This window comes from Klebsiella sp. PL-2018 (genome assembly GCF_019048985.1).
In the GTDB taxonomy this organism is placed as follows: domain Bacteria; phylum Pseudomonadota; class Gammaproteobacteria; order Enterobacterales; family Enterobacteriaceae; genus Klebsiella; species Klebsiella michiganensis.
Map to the genome: position 1 here is coordinate 1 of NZ_CP077674.1, position 19,381 is coordinate 19,381.

21 protein-coding genes and 7 pseudogenes are annotated in these 19,381 nt (G+C 50.7%); 17 read left to right on the forward strand and 11 right to left on the reverse strand.

What is annotated here, in order from left to right; translation table 11 throughout:
- Window positions 1–269: 269 nt before the first annotated feature.
- Together MKleb_RS27515 and MKleb_RS27520 are read right to left on the reverse strand one after the other, a co-directional pair.
- Window positions 270–695, reverse strand: a complete 426-nt coding sequence (locus MKleb_RS27515; RefSeq protein ID WP_217076902.1) for an arsenate reductase/protein-tyrosine-phosphatase family protein — start codon at window positions 693–695, stop codon at window positions 270–272.
- 361 nt (window positions 696–1,056) lie between these two features.
- Window positions 1,057–1,227 carry a hypothetical protein gene (locus MKleb_RS27520; protein ID WP_217076889.1) on the reverse strand — a complete coding sequence of 57 codons (171 nt, stop codon included), beginning with the start codon at window positions 1,225–1,227 and terminating at the stop codon, window positions 1,057–1,059.
- A 105-nt stretch (window positions 1,228–1,332) separates the two neighbouring features.
- Here MKleb_RS27520 and MKleb_RS27525 point away from each other — a divergent pair.
- Together MKleb_RS27525 and MKleb_RS27530 are read left to right on the forward strand one after the other, a co-directional pair.
- A pseudogene (locus MKleb_RS27525) lies at window positions 1,333–2,515 on the forward strand (IS91 family transposase).
- A 185-nt stretch (window positions 2,516–2,700) separates the two neighbouring features.
- Window positions 2,701–2,992, forward strand: a pseudogene (locus MKleb_RS27530) (transposase); the annotation flags it as partial.
- A gap of 622 nt (window positions 2,993–3,614) precedes the next feature.
- Here MKleb_RS27530 and MKleb_RS27535 read toward each other — a convergent pair.
- Window positions 3,615–3,932, reverse strand: a complete 318-nt coding sequence (locus MKleb_RS27535; protein WP_217076890.1) for a hypothetical protein — start codon at window positions 3,930–3,932, stop codon at window positions 3,615–3,617.
- Window positions 3,933–4,065: 133 nt separating this feature from the next.
- On the opposite strand from MKleb_RS27535, the gene MKleb_RS27540 reads away from it, so the two are divergent.
- Window positions 4,066–4,755: an IS6 family transposase gene (locus MKleb_RS27540; RefSeq protein ID WP_217076891.1), complete on the forward strand. Its 690-nt coding sequence runs from the start codon at window positions 4,066–4,068 to the stop codon at window positions 4,753–4,755.
- 52 nt (window positions 4,756–4,807) lie between these two features.
- On the opposite strand, the pseudogene MKleb_RS30030 reads toward MKleb_RS27540, so the two are convergent.
- Window positions 4,808–4,930: pseudogene (locus tag MKleb_RS30030) on the reverse strand (DUF4158 domain-containing protein); the annotation flags it as partial.
- On the opposite strand from MKleb_RS30030, the gene MKleb_RS27550 reads away from it, so the two are divergent.
- Window positions 4,905–5,474: a transposase gene (locus MKleb_RS27550; RefSeq protein ID WP_416381401.1), complete on the forward strand. Its 570-nt coding sequence runs from the start codon at window positions 4,905–4,907 to the stop codon at window positions 5,472–5,474. The pseudogene MKleb_RS30030 and the gene MKleb_RS27550 overlap by 26 nt on opposite strands.
- Window positions 5,475–5,659: 185 nt before the next feature.
- A pseudogene (locus MKleb_RS27555) lies at window positions 5,660–5,857 on the forward strand (DDE-type integrase/transposase/recombinase); the annotation flags it as partial.
- An 80-nt stretch (window positions 5,858–5,937) separates the two neighbouring features.
- On the opposite strand, the gene MKleb_RS27560 reads toward MKleb_RS27555, so the two are convergent.
- Complete coding sequence (locus MKleb_RS27560) at window positions 5,938–6,414, reverse strand: DM13 domain-containing protein (protein WP_217076895.1); 477 nt, start codon at window positions 6,412–6,414, stop codon at window positions 5,938–5,940.
- Between the two features lie 76 nt (window positions 6,415–6,490).
- Entirely contained in the window at window positions 6,491–6,664 is a 174-nt protein-coding gene (locus MKleb_RS27565; RefSeq protein WP_217076897.1) for a YdgH/BhsA/McbA family protein, read from the reverse strand.
- A gap of 241 nt (window positions 6,665–6,905) precedes the next feature.
- Here MKleb_RS27565 and MKleb_RS27570 point away from each other — a divergent pair, with 241 nt between their 5' ends.
- Window positions 6,906–7,517 carry a TetR/AcrR family transcriptional regulator gene (locus MKleb_RS27570; protein WP_217076899.1) on the forward strand — a complete coding sequence of 204 codons (612 nt, stop codon included), beginning with the start codon at window positions 6,906–6,908 and terminating at the stop codon, window positions 7,515–7,517.
- Between the two features lie 270 nt (window positions 7,518–7,787).
- On the opposite strand, the gene MKleb_RS27575 is transcribed toward MKleb_RS27570, so the two are convergent.
- A complete protein-coding gene (locus MKleb_RS27575; protein ID WP_217076900.1) occupies window positions 7,788–8,483 on the reverse strand; it encodes an IS6 family transposase in 696 nt (231 codons plus the stop codon).
- Between the two features lie 137 nt (window positions 8,484–8,620).
- Here MKleb_RS27575 and MKleb_RS27580 point away from each other — a divergent pair, with 137 nt between their 5' ends.
- The 11 genes and pseudogenes from MKleb_RS27580 to MKleb_RS27630 all read left to right on the forward strand — a co-directional run bounded on the left by MKleb_RS27580 (window position 8,621) and on the right by MKleb_RS27630 (window position 17,278).
- Window positions 8,621–9,298 carry a hypothetical protein gene (locus tag MKleb_RS27580; RefSeq protein WP_217076901.1) on the forward strand — a complete coding sequence of 226 codons (678 nt, stop codon included), beginning with the start codon at window positions 8,621–8,623 and terminating at the stop codon, window positions 9,296–9,298.
- A complete protein-coding gene (locus MKleb_RS27585) occupies window positions 9,291–9,998 on the forward strand; it encodes an RES family NAD+ phosphorylase (protein ID WP_217076903.1) in 708 nt (235 codons plus the stop codon). The genes MKleb_RS27580 and MKleb_RS27585 overlap by 8 nt, the downstream gene beginning before the upstream one ends.
- A 143-nt stretch (window positions 9,999–10,141) precedes the next feature.
- A pseudogene (locus MKleb_RS27590) lies at window positions 10,142–10,662 on the forward strand (GNAT family N-acetyltransferase).
- A 151-nt stretch (window positions 10,663–10,813) separates the two neighbouring features.
- A complete protein-coding gene (locus tag MKleb_RS27595; RefSeq protein WP_217076904.1) occupies window positions 10,814–11,650 on the forward strand; it encodes an AraC family transcriptional regulator in 837 nt (278 codons plus the stop codon).
- Between the two features lie 299 nt (window positions 11,651–11,949).
- Window positions 11,950–12,681: an AzlC family ABC transporter permease gene (locus tag MKleb_RS27600; RefSeq protein WP_217076905.1), complete on the forward strand. Its 732-nt coding sequence runs from the start codon at window positions 11,950–11,952 to the stop codon at window positions 12,679–12,681.
- Window positions 12,678–12,989: an AzlD domain-containing protein gene (locus tag MKleb_RS27605; protein WP_217076906.1), complete on the forward strand. Its 312-nt coding sequence runs from the start codon at window positions 12,678–12,680 to the stop codon at window positions 12,987–12,989. The genes MKleb_RS27600 and MKleb_RS27605 overlap by 4 nt, the downstream gene beginning before the upstream one ends.
- 24 nt (window positions 12,990–13,013) lie before the next feature.
- Complete coding sequence (locus MKleb_RS27610) at window positions 13,014–14,171, forward strand: hypothetical protein (RefSeq protein ID WP_228740815.1); 1,158 nt, start codon at window positions 13,014–13,016, stop codon at window positions 14,169–14,171.
- A gap of 294 nt (window positions 14,172–14,465) precedes the next feature.
- Entirely contained in the window at window positions 14,466–14,819 is a 354-nt protein-coding gene (locus MKleb_RS27615) for a hypothetical protein (protein ID WP_217076907.1), read from the forward strand.
- A 549-nt stretch (window positions 14,820–15,368) separates the two neighbouring features.
- Window positions 15,369–15,788, forward strand: coding sequence for a large-conductance mechanosensitive channel protein MscL (mscL, locus tag MKleb_RS27620; protein ID WP_324110127.1), 420 nt, complete (start codon window positions 15,369–15,371; stop codon window positions 15,786–15,788).
- 123 nt (window positions 15,789–15,911) lie between these two features.
- A complete protein-coding gene (locus MKleb_RS27625) occupies window positions 15,912–16,568 on the forward strand; it encodes a DUF421 domain-containing protein (protein ID WP_217076911.1) in 657 nt (218 codons plus the stop codon).
- 95 nt (window positions 16,569–16,663) lie between these two features.
- Window positions 16,664–17,278 carry a hypothetical protein gene (locus MKleb_RS27630; protein ID WP_217076912.1) on the forward strand — a complete coding sequence of 205 codons (615 nt, stop codon included), beginning with the start codon at window positions 16,664–16,666 and terminating at the stop codon, window positions 17,276–17,278.
- Between the two features lie 178 nt (window positions 17,279–17,456).
- On the opposite strand, the gene lysM is transcribed toward MKleb_RS27630, so the two are convergent.
- The 4 genes and pseudogenes from lysM to MKleb_RS27645 form a co-directional block, all read right to left on the reverse strand.
- Window positions 17,457–17,912: a peptidoglycan-binding protein LysM gene (gene lysM, locus MKleb_RS27635; protein ID WP_217076913.1), complete on the reverse strand. Its 456-nt coding sequence runs from the start codon at window positions 17,910–17,912 to the stop codon at window positions 17,457–17,459.
- A 207-nt stretch (window positions 17,913–18,119) separates the two neighbouring features.
- The gene (locus MKleb_RS30330; protein WP_416381402.1) at window positions 18,120–18,332 is read right to left on the reverse strand and encodes a DDE-type integrase/transposase/recombinase; all 213 of its coding nucleotides are present in this window, start codon (window positions 18,330–18,332) and stop codon (window positions 18,120–18,122) included.
- Window positions 18,333–18,341: 9 nt separating this feature from the next.
- Window positions 18,342–18,823: pseudogene (locus MKleb_RS27640) on the reverse strand (IS6 family transposase).
- Between the two features lie 63 nt (window positions 18,824–18,886).
- Window positions 18,887–19,273 (reverse strand): annotated as a pseudogene (locus tag MKleb_RS27645) (IS6 family transposase); the annotation flags it as partial.
- Window positions 19,274–19,381 lie beyond the last annotated feature (108 nt).

A 19,381-nucleotide genomic window follows, 5' to 3' on the forward strand; every position in this document is an offset into this window, starting at 1 on the left:
AGGCCAGGTTCACATCCCAGTGCATAAACTGATGAAACCGCCCTGGGCAAATCACTGCACACAACCTTTGATGCGATGCTTGCAGCACGCTTACAGCTTTCAGGTGGAACGTCACTGCCAATGTCCGATAAGTTATATTGATTTATCCATCCGAACATTTCATCGCTTAATAGTCTTCTACTGCTGGAATAGGCAGGCTTACCATGTCGCATTAAAATAATTTTCAATCATGAGCCTCATGTCTTCATTTGACCTGAAATAGAAAAAACTTAACGTTTGCTGACGCGGTTTTGTTTATCAAATTTATCCAGAGCCAGAGGTAATAACTCATCAAGCTGAGTTTCAAGGGCTTTATATGCTGAAAGAGGCATCCCGTACGGGTCACTTAAATCTTCACTGTTTCCTTTTGCATACTCATAGACTGTAAATACCTTGCCCTTAGCTTCCGGGTACTGAGACAGTATTTTATCACGGTGTTTCCCGGTCATTGTCAGCAGCAGGCCGGATTCAGAAATGTCGTTCCCGGTCAGTTGCGTAGCCCTGTGAGATGAAACATCAATACCCCTTGCTTTAAGCGTAATGACGGTCCCTTGCTCTGGCGTGATTTCACCAGGGTCAACATTAACACCACGAGACTGAGCAACAATATCGAGGTTTCGTTCTGATATATAATGTTTACTCAGTGCTTCACCCATAGGGCTCCGTCCGTATTACCAGTGCAAACAAAAGTAATAAAATTATCTGCAGCGCCTGTTGCCGTACTTAAAAACAGCAACAGCGCAGCCCAGGAAATTCTCATACCCTTCACTCCTTTTTTGAAAAAAAATTCATTCTCAGCCAGATAGTTAAACGATAACCGTCAGCAAAAATTCATAAGGCATGACGTCTCCATCGCGAGGCGTCACCATCCAGCCACACATGGCAAACAACTCCGTCACAGCCTCAATATTCCCGGTGATGCGAACAGCCAGGGGATAGCGCCCCTGCCGTTCTCATCAAAGCCATTATCAATGCTGCTGCGCAGGGCGTAAATGCCGTTAATGCCGGCATTCAGCTTCACCCATGACGGCCGGTCCATTCCCGGTCGGTCAGCAAATTGTAAATCCAGCCAGCATCTTTGGCGAGCTCGAAGGCATACGTCAGGCGGAACAGGTCACTCTGTTCGGCAATATCGCCATGGCAGGAGCGCCAGAGATAATCCAGCTTCTCCGGCAGCCGGGCCTTCATGCCGTATGTTCGGCCCTGCCCAAGTAGGCAGCCTGACGGCTGCGACTTGTCATGGCCTTCGGCGACTGTTATAACCCGGGCTCACACTTCTTCTGTGAAATGATTATGCTTCCCCGCTTCGCCGATATCTTTCAGCAGGGCAACTGCTGGCTTAGCTGGTATCACAAACAGCCTGAAGGCTCTGTTCGTCCCGCCGTCATTGAGGCCGTCACTAAAATCATGGCCTGCGGCACCACGCTCATGGGATACACATGCTGGCAATGCCCTGACCCCGGATGTGGTCACTCAAAAAAGTCTGTTTTCGCTGTAAAAGCCGCTCCTGCCACACTGCGGCGTAAAAGCCGGCGAAGTCTGGATACAGTATCTTCTCGCCCTGGTGCCCGACGGTGAATGGCAGCACATCACCTTCACCCTCCCCTGTGAGTTCTGGCCCCTGATAGACCATAACCGCTGGCTGCTCGCCGAAATGAGCCGCCTCGCGGCTGATGTTGTTCTGGAAACCGGCCGGCGGGGCGACTTTCTACCGGACTGCTTCAGCGTCATCCATACCTGGGGGCGCGACCAGCAGTGGCATCCGCATATTCACCTTTCCACAACGGCCGGCGGGATTACTGACGCCAGTACCTGGAAGAAAGTGCAGTTTTACGCCCGCAACGTGATGCCGATGTGGCGCTGGCGTATCACTGACCTGCTGCGCCGGGAATTCTGGCGGCTGGAGATACCGGCAACCCTGGCTGCAGAAAGTCGCAGCAGGCAGGACTGGAATCGCTTTCTGGACCGGCACTACAGGAGAAAATGGAATGTGCGGGTGTCGAAGGTGATGGACAACGCCACGCACGTGGCGATGTACTTCGGGGCTTACCTTAAGAAGCCCCCGGTGTCGATGAGCCGGCTGGAGCACTACGCCGGGCGGGATGAAATTATCATGCGCTACCGCAGTCACCGGACAAAGCAGGAGGAGACGCTGACGCTGAGCGGGGATGAGTTTATGGAACGCTTTTCCTGGCATGTGCCGGAGAAACGGTTCCGGATGGTGCGGTATTACGGTTTTCTGAGCCCGTCAAAGCGGGCCGTGCTGGAAGTCGTGTATCTGTTAACAGAGACGCAGCGTAAAACGGCGCGGATGGTGACATGGCGGGGGCTGTACCAGCGGCTGCTGAAAGTGGACCCACTGGCGTGCATTTTGTGCGGGAAGATAATGTGTTTCAGCGGGCTGAAACGGGGGCTGCGGCTTGCGGAACTGGTGGCACGGCATGAGCAGCTGGCGCAGATGAAAATGTGCGGTTAGGCGCGGATGCAGGGAAGATCCGTCCGCAGCGCAGGGAAAGTTTAAAAGACGGTCAGTTAATCGATATCACCGATAAATGAGCAATTACTGATTGAAGCAAACAATCACCAGACCTCCGTCAGCGCTGGCCGGGAGTCAAAAATGGTGGTTGTTTGTTGTTCAGTTTCAGGTTTTAATTCCTATCAATGGACGAGGCCGAAGCAGATGTGCTGGCATACTTCAGCTTCCCTAAAGCGCATCGGGTGAAGATCCACTCCACCAACACACTGGAACGCCTGAACAAAGAGGTGAAGCGGCGTGCTGACGTAGTGGGCATCTTCCCCAATGAAGAGAGCATAACCCGACTTCTGGGGGCCGTGCTGACGGAACAGAACGGAATGGCTGCTGCAGAACCGTTATCTGCCACAACATACTATGACGGAGATAGACCAGGCCGCTGAAACTGAAGTAATCGAGGCGCTGCCACTCAGCGCTTAACAGACATATTACCGGACCGGAAGGCCGGATCTGAATTTACACCACCTTGACGGACTCGACCGACACTTCCACCTGGGCTGCTGATAAAAGCCAGTTTCCGTATCAACAGGTCCACAATCCCAACTTTAACGGCGGGAAGCCGACTGAGGTCGAGCCTCTGATTTTTTCAATTATCGCGAAACGGGTCAGCCAGTAACTGGGGTTAACGCTCGGCGTTACAGGTCGTAGAAAAATCCAGATTTCCGGCGAAGAATCCCCTATTGCTGTCTGGGCCAATTAAATTTTTGACGCCACAAAATTTTGGCGGGTTCCTGCTTACAACCCCTATACGGCACGAAGAGGTGATCAGAAGTGTTCCGCAGCGGATAAAAACGCTCGGAGAGAGGGAGTATGGCGATTAGGTGTTTTTCACACAGAAAACCACCAGAAATGGCGGTTACAGCTCTGTTTTGTGACGTAAGTAATGCTGATGCGTCTGGCTGCATGAATATGCATGTGTTTAAATTATATCAGCCGTGACAGGGGCGGTTTATCGGGTGGTTTGTTGCCCTTTATACCTGACTTCCGCCCCTGTCGCGGCGAACCCGGCAGGGGCGGTGCGGGCAAGGGATGTTATGGTAAATCAGTCATCACTGAAGGTATTTTCACAGGCATTACATTTGTACTTATCTAAGATGTATTCATCTACTGCTTTTCCTGCAGCAGCACCCACAGCCGCACCTGCTGCCAGACCGCCAAGAAAACCGATAACCCCCCCGGCAACAGTCCCGATACCTGGGAATATTGCTGAACCAATTGCAGCTCCTACGGTGGCTCCTTCACTCCCACCGGCGATTGCGCCAATTCCTCCAGCGGCTGCACCAGCTCCACCTGCTACCTTTGTACCAATGTTTCTTTTCTGTGTTTTGTCTGAACCACATTTTGGGCATGTAACAGCCATTTTTAATCCTTTTTCCTTGCAAAACTTATAGCTTACCCAATAACGGGGTTTGAGGGCCAACCGTACAAAACGTGGTTCTGTCGCATTAAGGGATCGTGGGGTAACATGCTATTTTTTAAGATGTTACCTGACCATGCCTTTGATCCAAAATGCCTTCAGGCGGCTGCATTATCCCGTCGATATTATTGCCCAGAGTGTTCGCGGGTACCTGGCTTATGCCCTGAGCCTGCGTAATCTGGAGGAAACGATGACTGAGCGCGGCATTGTCGTTGATCATTCCACGCTCCATCGCTGGGTTATCCGCCTGGTGCCGTTGCTGGATAAGGTCTTTCGCCGACATAAGCGCACAGTCGGTCGGCGATGGCGTATGGATGAAACCTACATCAGAATCAAAGGTCAGTGGAAGTATCTGTACCGCGCAGTGGATACCGACGGCCAGACCATCGACTTTTTGCTTACCGCCAGACGGGATGCGGCAGCAGCGCTGCGCTTCTTCCGCAAAACTATCCGTAACCACGGCGAGCCTGAAGTGGTCACGATAGATAAAAGCGGCGCGAATACTGCGGCTCTGGCCACGCTCAATGCCGACAACCCTGAGGAAGAAGCCATTACCATCAGGCAATGCAAGTATCTGAATAACCTGATTGAGCAGGATCATCGAAATATCAAACGCAGGATACGTCAGATGCTGGGATTCAAATCATTTCGCCGGTCACAGACGATACTGGCAGGTATTGAGTTAATCCACATGATACGCAAAGGACAGCATCTGCAAGGTGATGGATTGTCACCGGCAGAACAATTTTATCTGTTGGCTGCCTGAATAAGTGGCAACACGAGGCTTTACTGACTTACCTCCGTTAATGCGACAGAGCCATATGATTCATATCGGTGAGAAAGGTGCCCAGAAAACGCACGCACCCTATTTGCAGGGCAATTCCCAGACGATTGTGATCGCCTCTGCTTTTTCCGATAAATTCCTTGTCTGCCTCATCAAGTAGGCAGCCTGACGGCTGCGACTTGTTATGGCCTGCGGCGAACAGGAGAAAATTGAATGTGCGGGTGTCGAAGGTGATGGACAACGCCACGCACGTGGCGATGTACTTCGGGGCTTACCTTAAGAAGCCCCCGGTGTCGATGAGCCGGCTGGAGCACTACGCCGGGCGGGATGAAATTATCATGCGCTACCGCAGTCACCGGACAAAGCAGGAGGAGATGCTGACGCTGAGCGGGGATGAGTTTATGGAACGCTTCTCCTGGCACGTGCCGGAGAAGCGGTTCCGGATGGTGCGGTATTACGGTTTTCTGAGTCCGTCAAAGCGGGCCGTGCTGGAAGTCGTGTATCTGTTAACAGAGACGCAGCGTAAAACGGCGCGGAAGGTGACATGGCGGGGGCTGTACCAGCGGCTGCTGAAAGTGGACCCACTGGCGTGCATTTTGTGCGGGAAGATAATGTGTTTCAGCGGGCTGAAACGGGGGCTGCGGCTTGCGGAACTGGTGGCACGGCATGAGCAGCTGGCGCAGATGAAAATGTGCGGTTAGGCGCGGATGCAGGGAAGATCCGTCCGCAGCGCAGGGAAAGTTTAAAAGACGGTCAGTTAATCGATATCACCGATAAATGAGCGATTACCGATTGAAGCAAACAATCACCAGACCTCCGTCAGCGCTGGCCGGGAGTCAAAAATGGTGGTTGTTTGTTGTTCAGTTTCAGGTTTTAATTCCTATTAATGAACAACCTGGTCGAGCAGGATCACCGAAATATCAAATGTCGAATACGCCTGATGCTGGGATTCAAATCGTTTCGGCGGGCACAGACGATTCTGGCCGGCATTGAGTTAATTCATATGATACGAAAAGGGCAATATCAACATCCGGCAGGTGACGTGATCTCACCTGCGGAACAGTTCTCTTTGCTGGCAGCCTAAACAACCGACAGCGCAACTTTTGCTGGCTCCACATCACTAATGCGACAGAGCCAGGATAAGTGATTCCGCTATGAACTTGTTTATTTGAACGAAGCCGAAGAAATAAACTGTTCAAATTTCTCACACCAGATTTGTACGGTGGTGTATTCGTCAATATTGACACCATTCGGAAGGCTCTTTTTGAAATTACCGAAGTTTTTAAGGTCGCCAATATAAAGTGAGTCTTCTTTGATTTTCATGAAGGATTCACGATCATTGGCCTGGTTTTTGGTCAAGTAGATCTTGTAATCCGGTCCGGGCGCGACGCTGCCTTCAAAGGCTATCTCTTTATCATTCACATACAGCTTGCCTTCTGCCCAGTGCACAGCATTGCTGCCTTTCTGGTTTTTATCAAAGACACCGTTATAGCGTGCATTGTCTTTAACGGTTTGGATCTCTTCCGTGGTGGAATTTTTTTCCGCGGTCAGGACTGGTAAGATATATATTCCTGCGCCGAAACCAATACCAAATAGTGCGAGGTGAGAGGCGATAAGTGCAATTTTCAGTGACTTTTTCATAATGTATTTCCTGGTTGAAATTGCTGCAGCATGTGTGGCTACATATTTTTAATATCAACAAGAGAGTTGTTTCTAATTACGCTTTGGCATCGGCATTGTTATAAAGCGTTGCCGTGGCATAACCGAGTTGATTGGTATTCAGATGGTTGATCCGAAAATAATCAGCCCTGGCATTCTGAGCTTTTGCCGCAAGTTGATGCGTTAACTCATCAATGGTGCCGATAGAGGCGGTGATACTCCCGATGCGCAACAGTTCACATTGGTGCGACTGCGTAATTTCTGTCGTGTTTTGTGCAAAAGCAGGGACTGCGCTGAATGCCAGGATTGAAGCAATGATGATCTATTTCATGATGTTCTCCTTAGAGGACGTTTTTTAGTGGTCGCTAAAATATATAGCCTGGCTGGATTGTGGGTGCAAATATTTTTTTAGCGATTGCTCAAAAATAAGGTAAAATACGTTATGCGAAACTATTAAAATGTAAGGTAACATCATGATAAAAAGTAAGAAAACTGGGCGGCCCAAGCTCATGTCGGAAGAGGCATTGGTCGGGGCTTTGTTCCAGGTCTTTGCTTCAAAAGGCTATGCGTCAACCTCCATTTCCGATTTGACACAAGCGACAGGCATGAAACCCGCTTCTTTGTACCTGGCTTTTGGCAACAAAGAAGGGATGTACGCTGCAGCCCTGGCCTACTATCGGCAGACGTGGCTGCAAGGGCTTCAGCAAACCCTCGAGAATAAAGGGTTAAGCTTTCAACAGCGCATCACTGCCTTTTTGACGGCCGCTTTCATCCTGTTTAGCTGTAACGACAAACCTTTGGGCTGCATGATGACTTTTTCCGCTCTGGCGTTTCAGACCGGGGAAGGGGAATTATCCAACCAGTTGCGGGATGAACGTGCCGCGTTCGTGCAGTGGCTGGAAGAAGAAGCTCGTCTGGCACAGAAAGTTGGGGAGTTGCCTTATCACATGACGCCCGCCACATTTGCCAGCTTTATCGTTACGCTCGAGCGCGGCTTGGCGTTAGGGGCGCTCGATAAGCCCGATCCGCAGGTCGTTCTCACCATGCTCGAAAATGTTCTCGCGTTGTTGTTTATCGAGAAGTAAAAGCCATGACAGGAGAGTCTCCTCCCCCTCCATCCTCCCCCAATTCGCTGCATAATGATGAGTCGTACGTAGCCAGACTGTGGCAAGGTGAACGCATTTTGGACAAAGGGGAAAAATGATGTTGAAGGCGTGGTATTGGTTTGGGTCGGTAACAACCAATAATCCCTATATTGATTAATATACTGAACTGACAGCAACGCCCGTTCCTGGCACACAACAGCTCTGTCGCATTAGTGATGTGGAGCCAGCAAAAGTTGCGCTGTCGGTTGTTTAGGCTGCCAGCAAAGAGAACTGTTCCGCAGGTGAGATCACGTCACCTGCCGGATGTTGATATTGCCCTTTTCGTATCATATGAATTAACTCAATGCCGGCCAGAATCGTCTGTGCCCGCCGAAACGATTTGAATCCCAGCATCAGGCGTATTCGACATTTGATATTTCGGTGATCCTGCTCGACCAGGTTGTTCAGATACTTGCTTTGCCTGATGCTAATCGTTTCCTCATCAGGTTTGTCGGCGTTGAGCCTGACCAGCGCTGCGGTGTTAGCGCCACTTTTATCGACAGTGACTACTACCGGTTCGCCGTGATGGCGAATTGCCTTGCGAAAGAAGCGTAAGGCGGCAGCGGCGTCCCGTTTCGCTGTCAGCAGGAAGTCGATAGTCTGGCCTGCCGTATCGACTGCCCGGTACAGATATTTCCACTGGCCTTTGATTTTGATGTAGGTTTCGTCCATTCGCCAGCGCCGTCCTGTGGTACGTTTATGCCGACGAAAGGCCTTATCCAGAAGCGGTACCGGGCGAATGACCCAACGGTGAAGTGTGGAATGATCAACGATAATCCCACGCTCTGCCATTATCTCCTCCAGATTTCGCAGGCTGAGTGAGTATGCCTGATACCAGCGAACACACTGAGCAATAATATCAACAGGATAGTGCAGGCGTTTGAAGGCTTGTCGGATCAGCTGCATAGTCAGGTAACATCGCAAAAAAACAATATGTTATCTGACAACTTCTTAATGCGACAGAGTCGGTAGTAATCCTTTGGAAGGTTATTTCGGATATGCTATTATTATATCGTGTTCATAACCCACACGGGAGAGCATCCATGAGTGTCCACAAAGAGCACCCTGGGGTTTCCACTCTGATTGGAACCCCGAAAGAAGTGACGGTCCGCCTCGGTAAATCCCATGCCAAGCACGTACTGGTTTTCTCGTTTGAACATCAGAACCACAGCGGTACCAAGGTTCTGATGGAAAACCTGTCAAACATGGCGTATTCCATGTTTGGACTGTTTCAACAGCAACATCAAAGCCGTGCAACGCTGGAGCGCCTGGCGGAGGTGTTTGTGCCGTCGACACCTGCACCACCGCGCATTCTCAAAGAAGCAGCGATGCTGATTAAAGCGCGCAAGGCCGTTCTGGAGAGTGGCGACTGGCTGACGGCGGCCCAACTGACCCAACTGGCACAGTTAAGCACTGCCAATCCGAGCGCGCAGCCGAATAAATGGAAGAAGGCCGGACGCATCTTCGCTATCCGCCATAATGGTGTTGATTATTTCCCGGCCTATGGTCTGGACAAGGATGAGGGCTTCCGGCCACTGAAAGCACTGGCGCAGGTGATCGAGGTGTTTGAAGGTCATAAGGATGGTTGGGGGATGGCGTTCTGGTTCTTGTCGGCCAACAGCTTTCTGGGCGGGAGACGGCCGCAGGACCTGCTGGCTACACAGCCCGAGCGGGTGATTGCCGCCGCCAGGGATGAAGTTCAGGGGGTAGAGCATGGCTAAGCCTCTTGCCAGGGATAAAGCGGCAGCGGAGCCGGCGGAGCAGCGTGAGGCCGGGACCACGCCACTGCCGCCCGCAGGCTCCCTGAAGACCACCCCGTACTCACTGAAGAAAGGGACCGTGTTGCACCGTGTTCACCCTGAGCGGTACGCAGCCGAGCAGTTTAATCCTGGCCGGCTCGGCAACGCGCGCTTCAGTCCTATTCAGAATGCGGAAGGTGAGCCCATTCCGACTATTTACGCGGGTGTGACCAAAGACTGCGCCATGATGGAGACGGTCTTCCACGATGTCCCGTTTACACCTGGGGTTAAAACCTACGATAAAAGTAAGCTGGAAGGGCAGGTACACTCCACGCTTGAGGTTACCCAGGATCTGGAACTGGTGGATCTTGCCACCGTGCCGTTGCGTAAGTTGGGTATTACTCGTAACGCGTTAATCGATACGGAGAAGGATCAGTACCCAACGACCCGCAAATGGGCCGAAAAGATTTATCAGGAATGCCCGACGGCGCTGGGGATGTCATGGGTTTCAAGGCAGGATGACACCGCACGGGCGATGATATTGTTTGGTGATCGGATTTCCCCGGAATCGCTTTGCCAGACTGGTGAGTCGCTCAGCCTGGTTAACGATCCGACCACTTACGACGACGTGCTCGACCTAGCTGAGCGGCTTGATGTCCTGATTGTTCCGGGCAAGGAGTAACGGGCTGTTGGCTGATGCCTCACATGAATAAAGTCGGATAAGCACAGCCAGTCGCATGCGTTTCTGGAGCTACTGGATCTACCGGCGCAGGACAATGCAGAACTGAAGGATCTGTTCTCGCGCTTTGCACCGTGGAGTAGCTGATGGCATTGACGGTGCCGTCAGTGCTGGCTGCAGGTCATGTGCTCGAAGAATTCGATTGCGGCAAAGCCAGTTTTTACGACTGGCTGGTGCGGCATGCCCGGCAGTCACAGTCCTGCGGCCCAGCCAAAACCTATGTCGTGGCTGACGAACAGCGGGTCGTTGGGTATTTCAGCCTGACTGTGGGCCAGATCGATACCCTGGAAGCGCCTGACCGTGTGCGAAAGGGAATGGGGGCGTATCCCGTGCCCGTTGTCATTCTGGCGCGGTTGGCTGTCGACCAGCATATGCATGGCGCGGTATTGGCGTGGGGCTTCTGTAGGAAGCAATCCGGCGCACGGTCATCATCTCCGAGCAAGCTGGCGTGCGGGCCATGCTGACGCATCCGATCGATGATGAAGCCGCACGCTTCTACCAGTGCTTCGGCTTTGAGACATCGTCCGTACGGGAGCAGCAGCTACTGCTGTTGTTGAAGGATGCACGCAAGCTTCCGTTGCCCCAGGTCGGCACACCTCATCAGTAAAGACTGGCACGGGTGTGCTCGCGTACTCAAGGTCAACTGGTGTGCATGCATGCCGCAACGCAACTTTGTTGAGTGCATCTGAATCGCTACCACATGGCGCATTTTTCTGGAGCTAGGATCAGCAATTTTGTACAAAAAAGGAGATCGCCGGATGGCAGGAAAAAAACGGACCGAGGAGAAAGCTAGGTATCGTCACCTTAGCGAACTGGGTGGTCTGGAGATGCTTCAGGCCCGTTACGTTCGCCAGCGCTTTCCGCGGCACGTTCATGAGACCTATTGCATAGGCGTGATCGAGGAAGGAGCCCAGCGGTTCTATCGCTCCGGAGGGGAACATGTGGCACCCAGAGGGGACATCATTCTTGTCAATGCCGATGACGTGCATACCGGTTGCTCCCAACTGGAAAACGGCTGGGCTTACAGGGCCATTTATCCTCATCCCGATTTGTTCAAGTCCATTTCTAGGGACATCCGCCAGTCGGAGGGAAGTGTGCCGTGGTTTCCCGACGCGGTGCTGCACGACCCGGGACTAGCACAACAGCTTATGATGACCTTTACGTTGCTTGCGCAGCCGGGAAATACGCTATTCAAGGAGACGTTGTTGATGTCATCACTAACCTGGCTGATGATGCGCCACGGCAAAACACGGCTATCTCCTCGTGAACTGCCGCCCGCAGAGCAGCGCATCATGATGATCAAGGAAATCATCGACAGTTGTCCTGAAAGGGATTTGTCCCTGCTGGAGCTTGCTGAAATCGCCGGGCTGAGCCCTTGGCATTTCCTGCGACAGTTCAAAACGGCGGTCGGTATACCGCCTCATGCGTACCTGGTTCAGGCCCGAGTCCGTAAGGCAAAAGAGTTGCTGCTAAAAGGGTACCCCATTGCAACCGTGTCCACGCTATGCGGCTTTACGGATCAGAGCCATCTCAGCCGTCACTTCAAAGGAGCGGTAGGCATCACGCCGGGCGAGTTTGTCCGAAGCATCTCATAAGCTTCCGGCCGGGCGCGAGCATACCGGCCCGCAAAATCCGGTTCTCGAAGAACCGCCCCGGTAGCTTCGGAACTCACTACCGCCTCTGTGCGTGGCAGCAAGCCACCTGGGTGCCATCGCGCCGGGAACATCCGAGCGCGTGTCTGCTAGCGATGAAATCTGTGGCCATGTAGCCGGCCACCACTTGCGCCAGAAGTCCAAGCATGACCGCCGATGTGATGAGCAAATTCATCCAATACGCCGGCCTTCCACGTTGTTAGCCTCAGTCAACTTCTATCTTTCAGAATGACAAGCCAATAATGGAAAAAACAATACCTGATGAACATTCATCAAGGCATCAGCATTCACGGCGACGGGAGTTCTTTAGCGGTGTCATAGAGATGCTGCCGCTTTGCGTGTCAGTGATTCCATGGGGAATACTCGCGGGCTCGATGGCAGTTCAATCCGGGCTCGATTTTTGGCAGAGCGTCGGCATGTCCGCGATCTTCTTTGCGGGTGCCGCTCAGCTGGTCACCCTGGGACTGATAATGTCGGGAGCAAATGCACTCACGGTCATCATTTCGGTGTTCTTCATCACCTCGCAGCACCTGATTTACGGATTGAATCTTCGGAAATTCGTTTCAACGCTGCATCTACGATTCCGGTTGCCGATCGGATTTTTGCTGACCGACGAACTGTTCGCGTTGAGCAGCAAGGAGGAGCGGAAGCGTGATCTGACGTTCAGTTATTTGCTGGGCGCAGGGATTACGTTCTATATCGGATGGGTTGTTTTCAGCCTGATGGGTATCGCGATGGCGACGTCCATCCCGAACCTCGATAAATACCACCTGGATTTCTCCATCATCGCGACCTTCATCACGATTGTCGTGCCAATGATCAAGAACATCAGCACGCTCGTTGGCGTCATCTCATCGCTCCTGCTTTCCATGCTGCTCACGTATCTGGATATCGAAGGAGCGATTGTGATCGCGGGCTGCGCGAGCATGATGATTTCTGTCTTTGTATCCCGTATCGCGAAGGAGCGGCTATGACCTGGGCTCTCTTGTTGACGCTGGCTGCGGTTGTCTTTGTCAATCGCTACGTTTTTCTCGACCCGAACACGCCGCTGAAGATGCCGCAGGTATTCCACGATGCATTACGGTATTCCGCGCCATGTCTGCTCACCGCCATTTGCGGCCCGATCATTCTTATGGAGAACGGCATCGTAAGGGCGTTCCCGGGGAATCCGTATTTTCTGGGAGCAATCTACGCTGTGGTGAGCGCCATATTTATCCGGCAGATGGTGGCCTCGGTACTCACGAGTTTGCTGGTGTTCTACGTACTCGTTTATGTGTTGTAACTGAAGAAATCAAAGGGAGGTGCCATGGAGACATTAATAAAGGGATATGATGAATCTACAGAAATAAGAAAATCTTACGAAAGACTGCCGCTTCAAGGGGTATGGACGTGGTTGACGGGCAAGGAAATTCTCAATCGGGATCAACTCTGGCGCTCAACCTCTGTGGAAATGGTTTTGTGGTCGCTAGCCTGGGTTGCCATAGGTGTTTTTCTGACAGCGTTTTCGTTTCGTGGCAGTCGTAATATTGCCGTTGCGATCGCGCTGTATTCCGTCGGTGTGATATTTTCCGCCTCAGGCGCACGATACGTGGTCGCAACAATTATTCATCACGGCGTCCACGGACATTTATTCAGGAGCAAGCTTGTAAATAAAATTCTGTGTGAAATCCTGTCAACGATATTCATCGTGCAGCCGTATGGACCGTATCGCAGGTTCCATGTCTACGAACACCATGGCAAGGACTTCTCTACATTTCAGGACAAGGATCTGGCCGCTATCTACAAGCTCGGCTTCACTCCGGGAAAAAGCAAGAGAGCGCTATACAGAAATCTCCTCCTGACGCTGCTCAATCCATCTTTCCATCTGTCATACTTGTGGGGGCGGATCCTGTCCAACTACGCCGATGTGGCTTTTTACCGCCGCATCATGTCGCTGGTGTGGACGGCGTTCCTGGTTGGCGTCGCGGTGAAATATGGGGCACTGTTCTTCACCCTCGTCATTCTCGTGCCTTTTGTCGTCGTGTACCAGATGGCCTCATTGCTGCACCTGTTAACCGAGCATGTATGGTTGTTGCGGAGATCGGATGAAACCGTGCGTGATAGCCATGTGAAAAATTGCCAGGCACGTTTCTGTGGTTCCCGATGCCCGGCAGATTTCTCTCTGGGAAACAGCGGTCGCTGGATAAGATGGGGCCTTGCACATCTGTTCTTCCATTTGCCATGCAGAATGCTGATCGTCCAGGGATCGTTGGTTTGTCATGATTGGCATCACCGCTTTGGAAGTGCTCGTGAATGGTATGCATATGCCCAGTTGAGAGAGAAGGATGCTCAAAAACAGGCACTCCGGGGAACCTATGACTATGTGGATATCTGGGGGCTGCATCACTGTCTCGATTACGTATTTACGATGATCAGCAATGAAGACCCAGTAGATACCCATGAGATGGAATACCGTCTCAATTGACGATGAAGGGGGGGGGGTTAGTTTGGAGATCGGAATTTTTTGTACGTTAAGTACGTTATTTAACCAAGCGCGATGCGTAACGGATTGATTTTGCGTCAGCGGATATCGCTTTTAAGTTGTCGCACTTGCGTAAGCGTATCAATTAGACCGTCTGTGCAGCGGGCTCCGGTTCCGGGAAAATAGCACTCAGGGTGGCCTGAAATTGATAGCTCATAACTTTATGAATATCACGCACCTCTTCGACAGCTGATACCGTCAGCTGCCATTTTTTACTTTACAGCAAGGAGATACAGTATGAGTTTTCTGGATGACCTGAAGAACAAAGGAAAAAAGTTCGTGGATGATGTTGCAGATGAAATCAATGCCACTGCCGATAAAATCAAAAAAAACACGGATAACGCTGTTACCGGTGTAAAAGATGCTGTCGCTGGTAAAGCAGAAACGGCGTCTGATACGGCAAAAGATATCGCCAGCTCTGCTGAAAACAAAGCCGCTGATGCCAGGGCTACAGCAACCGACAAAGCAGAGGATGTTGCGGGGGCCGCACGGGACGCAGTAGACGCAGCGGAAGAAAAAGCTGCCGCAGCAGGCGAGGCCGTCAGCGACACTGTTTCTGATGTCAAAGACCGCATTGACCGGAACGCGTAAGCCCTGCCGCCTCTTCGGGGATTGTCCCGCCAGAGGCGGCAGAAAACGCCATTCCTGAATGTTTTGTCCCGAATACGGCATCGGATATCGGGGGAGGCAGAACCCTGTTTCAACTGAATAAAACCTGAGGTCTGTCCTTGTATAGCCTCGTCGCCCTGGCGCGGGCTAAGCAGGGCGGTCTCAGTACATTCACTGAGACATATACTTCAGAGCATCGTTATGGACGAAATCGATTTAGCCCAAATCAGGGAGCATGAAATATTAACTGCTGCGCTTTCCCGCAGGAGATTCCGGTTAAGCAGCCCTGACGGCATGTGTATATGGTGCCGGGATATGCCTGTTATACCGGGGACCGCTTTCTGCTCTGCTGACTGTGGTGATGATTTTGACAAAGAACAGCGTCTGCGGACGAGGACTAAACATTCACTGCACGCAGAGGCCGATGAGTAATTTATTTGGAAATGTCGCTCATTATCTACTAACGATATATTTTACGCCAGGGCCAGGTTAATGCCCTATTTTTATGCCAGATAACTTAAGGAGAAAATGGTGAGTTTTCTGCAGGAATTCAAAAAATTTGCAATGCGTGGTAATGTTATTGACCTCGCTGTGGGGGTCATCATCGGCGGGGCTTTTGGAAAAATCGTTTCCTCTCTCGTCGCAGATATTATCATGCCCCCTCTCGGGGTCCTGATTGGCGGAGTGGACTTCCGGCAATTCGCTTATACTATCCGGGCTGCCAGCGGTGAAACGCCGGCCATCGTGATGCATTATGGACTGTTCCTGCAAAATGTTTCAGACTTTCTTATCGTCTCGTTTGCAATCTTTGTGATGGTTAAAATTATTAATAAACTCCACCAGAACCATGAAGAGTCAGCTCCAGCCCCTCAGCCATCAAGTGAAGAGGTCCTACTTACGGAGATACGTGACCTTCTGAAAGAAAAAAAACAGATATCAGACGATAAATAATTGATGTTATCCGTGGTGGCAGCAGATAGTGTAGCTCTAATTTTCTGCTGACTGCGCAACAGGCCTCTTCGCGTTACATCAAAAATCATGTCCATTACAGTACAATGCAGGCAGAAGGTATACATGGAATATTACGGCTGGGTCATACTCAAATTTCTTACGGGATTCGTTATTGTCATTACTCACCTTAACCTGTCGGGGAAAACGCAGTTGTCGCAGATGACGCCTGTTGACCTTATCGGTAACTTTGTCATCGGTGGAATTATTGGTGGCGTTATCTACAGCGATGCCATCCCTTTTTATCAGTATGTTATTGTCCTGCTTATGGGAGTGTCGCTGATATCCATTCTTAATGCTCTGGCCAGGCGAGTCAGTTTCTTCCGTAGCGTTGCCATCGGTGACTCTATTCCCATTATCAAAGACGGACGCTTCCTGACCGATATCATCGCAGATAAAAAGAATAAGATTGACATCCTGGCCATTTCCTCGCAACTCCATTCCCAGGGGATACATTCTTTTCAGGAGATTATCTACGCGCAAATTGAGCCGGATGGCCAGGTTACTGCTGTATGTGAAGGGGGCAGTATGCCTTCTGTTATTGTCATGAAAGACGGTGGCGTAAGGCCCAGAGAGCTGGAGAGGATTGAAAGGGATGAAACCTGGCTTTCAGCGAGCATACAGAAAGCCGGGATTAAGGCTGATGATGTCTATATTGCTGAGTTCTGGGACGGCAGGCTGACGTTCATTACAATGGATGGAAGTGTACTTAAAATACAGTAAACCTGGTAACTGCATCTGCATGGACTTTACTTTTGTCCGGATGCAGCACAATGGTCTGGGATATAATTTTCAACTAATAAACTAAGGGTATTATCATGAGTAAGCTGAAACTGGCTTCCGTATTTTTGCCGGCATTTTTATTTCTTGCAGGGTGTGATGACTCGACAAAAGAGGCAGTGACTGACTCCGCAAAGGAAGCTAAAGGTGACGTTACTGATATGGCTTCAACAGTAAAAGAGAAGGCCGACGCCATTGGTGAGAAGGCCACTGAAATGAAAGATGCGGCGGCTGAAAAAGCGTTAGATATGGCTGCCACGGCAAAGGAGAAGGCTGGTGCTGTCGGTGAAAAAGCCACTGAAATGAAAGATGCGGCAGCAGCGAAAGCATCTGATATGGCTTCAACTGTAAAAGAAAAGACCGATGCAGCCGGTGAGAAAGCCACTGAGATGAAAGATACGACAGCAGCGAAAGCATCCGATATGGCTTCAACTGTAAAAGAAAAGGCCGATGCCGCCGGTACGAAAGCCACTGAAATGAAAGATACGGTAGCAGCAAAAGCATCTGATATGGCTGCCACGGCAAAGGAGAAGGCTGGTGCTGTCGGTGAAAAAGCCACTGAAATGAAAGATTCGGCAGCAGCAAAAGCATCTGATATGGCTACCACGGCAAATGAGAAGGCCGACGAAGTCGGTGAAAAAAACCAGAACTGAGCCTGTGACCCAGTATACACATTCTGTGTAAATACCTTTCTCAGAAGTGATCGTCCAGGCAGTCATCGAACTCGATAATAAAACGGTCCGAGCCTGTACATAATTTTTTGTACAGGCTCATATTATCCGAATACCCTCTTACTGAGACTCTTCCTCAAATAATATTGGCATACCGGAGTCACTGCCTGGTGTCTGGGATAATCAGCACCTGCCCTGGATAGATTTTATCAGGATCCATCAGCATTGGTTTATTTGCTTCAAAAATACGTTGATAATCACTGGCAGAGCCATACATCGATTTCGCAATAGCACTCAGCGTGTCACCTGGTTTCACCGTGTAATATCGACTTTCAGCGCCACTTTGTATCACAGCCACACTGTCAGTGACCTGCTCCACGCCAGCCACGTTACCTACGGCTACCAGAATTTTTTCCTTATCTTCCTGAGTGTCGACATCCCCGATCACCACAGCGCTGCCGTTATCTTCTACGATAATATTGACTTTGTCTGTTCCTGGCAGATTAAGGTTGTTAATATGGTCTTTCAGTTTTTCGGCCTTATCTTCCTTATTACCACCAGATATGGCATCCAGAACTTTTTCACCAGCATCTTTCACAAAGTTTAATATTCCCATTTTTAATACCTTTACCACTATTCATAATAAAAAGGAATAACGAATTAATAAATAATAAGTTCTTCCCATATGTATGAGAGGACTGCAATTATTTACCCTCCCGTATATTATGGCTCTGTCGCATCTAGAAGTCGTCAGATAAGATGCTGTTTTTTGGCACTGTTGCAAAGTTATTGATGAATTAGCCCTTCGTAGTATTTGAAGGTCTTATCTTTCAAAGACTCTGCTCACCAGACGCATCTCGCCCAGGGGATGCCAAAAATAAAATGATTCTGCCTGACCTTTCCGTAGCGCACGCATAACTTCAATCCCTTTGATTGTGGCATATGCCGTCTTCATTGATTTGAAGCCCAGCGTGGCGTTGATTATCCGTTTCAGTTTGCCATGATCGCACTCGATTATATTATTCCGGTACTTTATCTGCCGGTGCTACACATGCTGCGGACATTTACCTTCCCGCTTCAGCGATGCCAGCGCCCGCCCATACGTCGGGGCTTTATCTGTGTTGATCAACCGTGGAATTTGCAGGCGCTTCGTATTATTCAGAAGTTTACCCATAAAGCGATATGCGGCTTTGGTGTTACGACGTGAAGACAGGTAAAAGTCAATGGTGCAGCCCTGCTGTCGACAGCGCGGTACAGATAAGCCCAGCGTCCGTTGACCTTCACGTAGGTTTCATCTGGATGCCATGAGCCAAAAACGGAAGGCTGGCGCCAGTACCAGCGCAGCCGCTTTTCCATCTCAGGTGCATAACGCTGAACCCAGCGATAAATCGTGGTGTGGTCGACATTTCCCCCTCGCTCAGCCAGCATTTCCAGCAGCTCACGATAACTGATGCCATATTTGCAGTACCAGCGGACGGCCCACTGGATGATATGACGCTCAAAATGTCGACCTTTGAATGGGTTCATGTGCTGCTCCGTCAACTAAACAGTGGCATCAGTTACCATCACCAGATCTTTGCAACAGTGCCCGCCGTGGTTACGGATAGTTTTGCGGAAGAAGCGCAGCGCTGCTGCCGCATCCCGTCTGGCGGTAAGCAAAAAGTCGATGGTCTGGCCGTCGGTATCCACTGCGCGGTACAGATACTTCCACTGACCTTTGATTCTGATGTAGGTTTCATCCATACGCCATCGCCGACCGACTGTGCGCTTATGTCGGCGAAAGACCTTATCCAGCAACGGCACCAGGCGGATAACCCAGCGATGGAGCGTGGAATGATCAACGACAATGCCGCGCTCAGTCATCGTTTCCTCCAGATTACGCAGGCTCAGGGCATAAGCCAGGTACCCGCGAACACTCTGGGCAATAATATCGACGGGATAATGCAGCCGCCTGAAGGCATTTTGGATCAAAGGCATGGTCAGGTAACATCTTAAAAAATAGCATGTTACCCCACGATCCCTTAATGCGACAGAACCGGCCACTCTGTCACTGCTCTCTTTAGGCTGGTAGGCAGCATTACATTT

Bases quoted from the DNA above. Each gene is read 5' to 3' on its own strand.
- MKleb_RS27515 (WP_217076902.1), bottom strand. From the start codon at position 695: ATGGGTGAAGCACTGAGTAAACATTATATATCAGAACGAAACCTCGAT.
- MKleb_RS27520 (WP_217076889.1), bottom strand. From the start codon at position 1,227: ATGAAGGCCCGGCTGCCGGAGAAGCTGGATTATCTCTGGCGCTCCTGC.
- MKleb_RS27535 (WP_217076890.1), bottom strand. From the start codon at position 3,932: ATGGCTGTTACATGCCCAAAATGTGGTTCAGACAAAACACAGAAAAGA.
- MKleb_RS27540 (WP_217076891.1), top strand. From the start codon at position 4,066: ATGCCTTTGATCCAAAATGCCTTCAGGCGGCTGCATTATCCCGTCGAT.
- MKleb_RS27560 (WP_217076895.1), bottom strand. From the start codon at position 6,414: ATGAAAAAGTCACTGAAAATTGCACTTATCGCCTCTCACCTCGCACTA.
- MKleb_RS27570 (WP_217076899.1), top strand. From the start codon at position 6,906: ATGATAAAAAGTAAGAAAACTGGGCGGCCCAAGCTCATGTCGGAAGAG.
- MKleb_RS27575 (WP_217076900.1), bottom strand. From the start codon at position 8,483: ATGCAGCTGATCCGACAAGCCTTCAAACGCCTGCACTATCCTGTTGAT.
- MKleb_RS27580 (WP_217076901.1), top strand. From the start codon at position 8,621: ATGAGTGTCCACAAAGAGCACCCTGGGGTTTCCACTCTGATTGGAACC.
- MKleb_RS27585 (WP_217076903.1), top strand. From the start codon at position 9,291: ATGGCTAAGCCTCTTGCCAGGGATAAAGCGGCAGCGGAGCCGGCGGAG.
- MKleb_RS27595 (WP_217076904.1), top strand. From the start codon at position 10,814: ATGGCAGGAAAAAAACGGACCGAGGAGAAAGCTAGGTATCGTCACCTT.
- MKleb_RS27600 (WP_217076905.1), top strand. From the start codon at position 11,950: ATGGAAAAAACAATACCTGATGAACATTCATCAAGGCATCAGCATTCA.
- MKleb_RS27605 (WP_217076906.1), top strand. From the start codon at position 12,678: ATGACCTGGGCTCTCTTGTTGACGCTGGCTGCGGTTGTCTTTGTCAAT.
- MKleb_RS27610 (WP_228740815.1), top strand. From the start codon at position 13,014: ATGGAGACATTAATAAAGGGATATGATGAATCTACAGAAATAAGAAAA.
- MKleb_RS27615 (WP_217076907.1), top strand. From the start codon at position 14,466: ATGAGTTTTCTGGATGACCTGAAGAACAAAGGAAAAAAGTTCGTGGAT.
- MKleb_RS27625 (WP_217076911.1), top strand. From the start codon at position 15,912: ATGGAATATTACGGCTGGGTCATACTCAAATTTCTTACGGGATTCGTT.
- MKleb_RS27630 (WP_217076912.1), top strand. From the start codon at position 16,664: ATGAGTAAGCTGAAACTGGCTTCCGTATTTTTGCCGGCATTTTTATTT.
- lysM (WP_217076913.1), bottom strand. From the start codon at position 17,912: ATGGGAATATTAAACTTTGTGAAAGATGCTGGTGAAAAAGTTCTGGAT.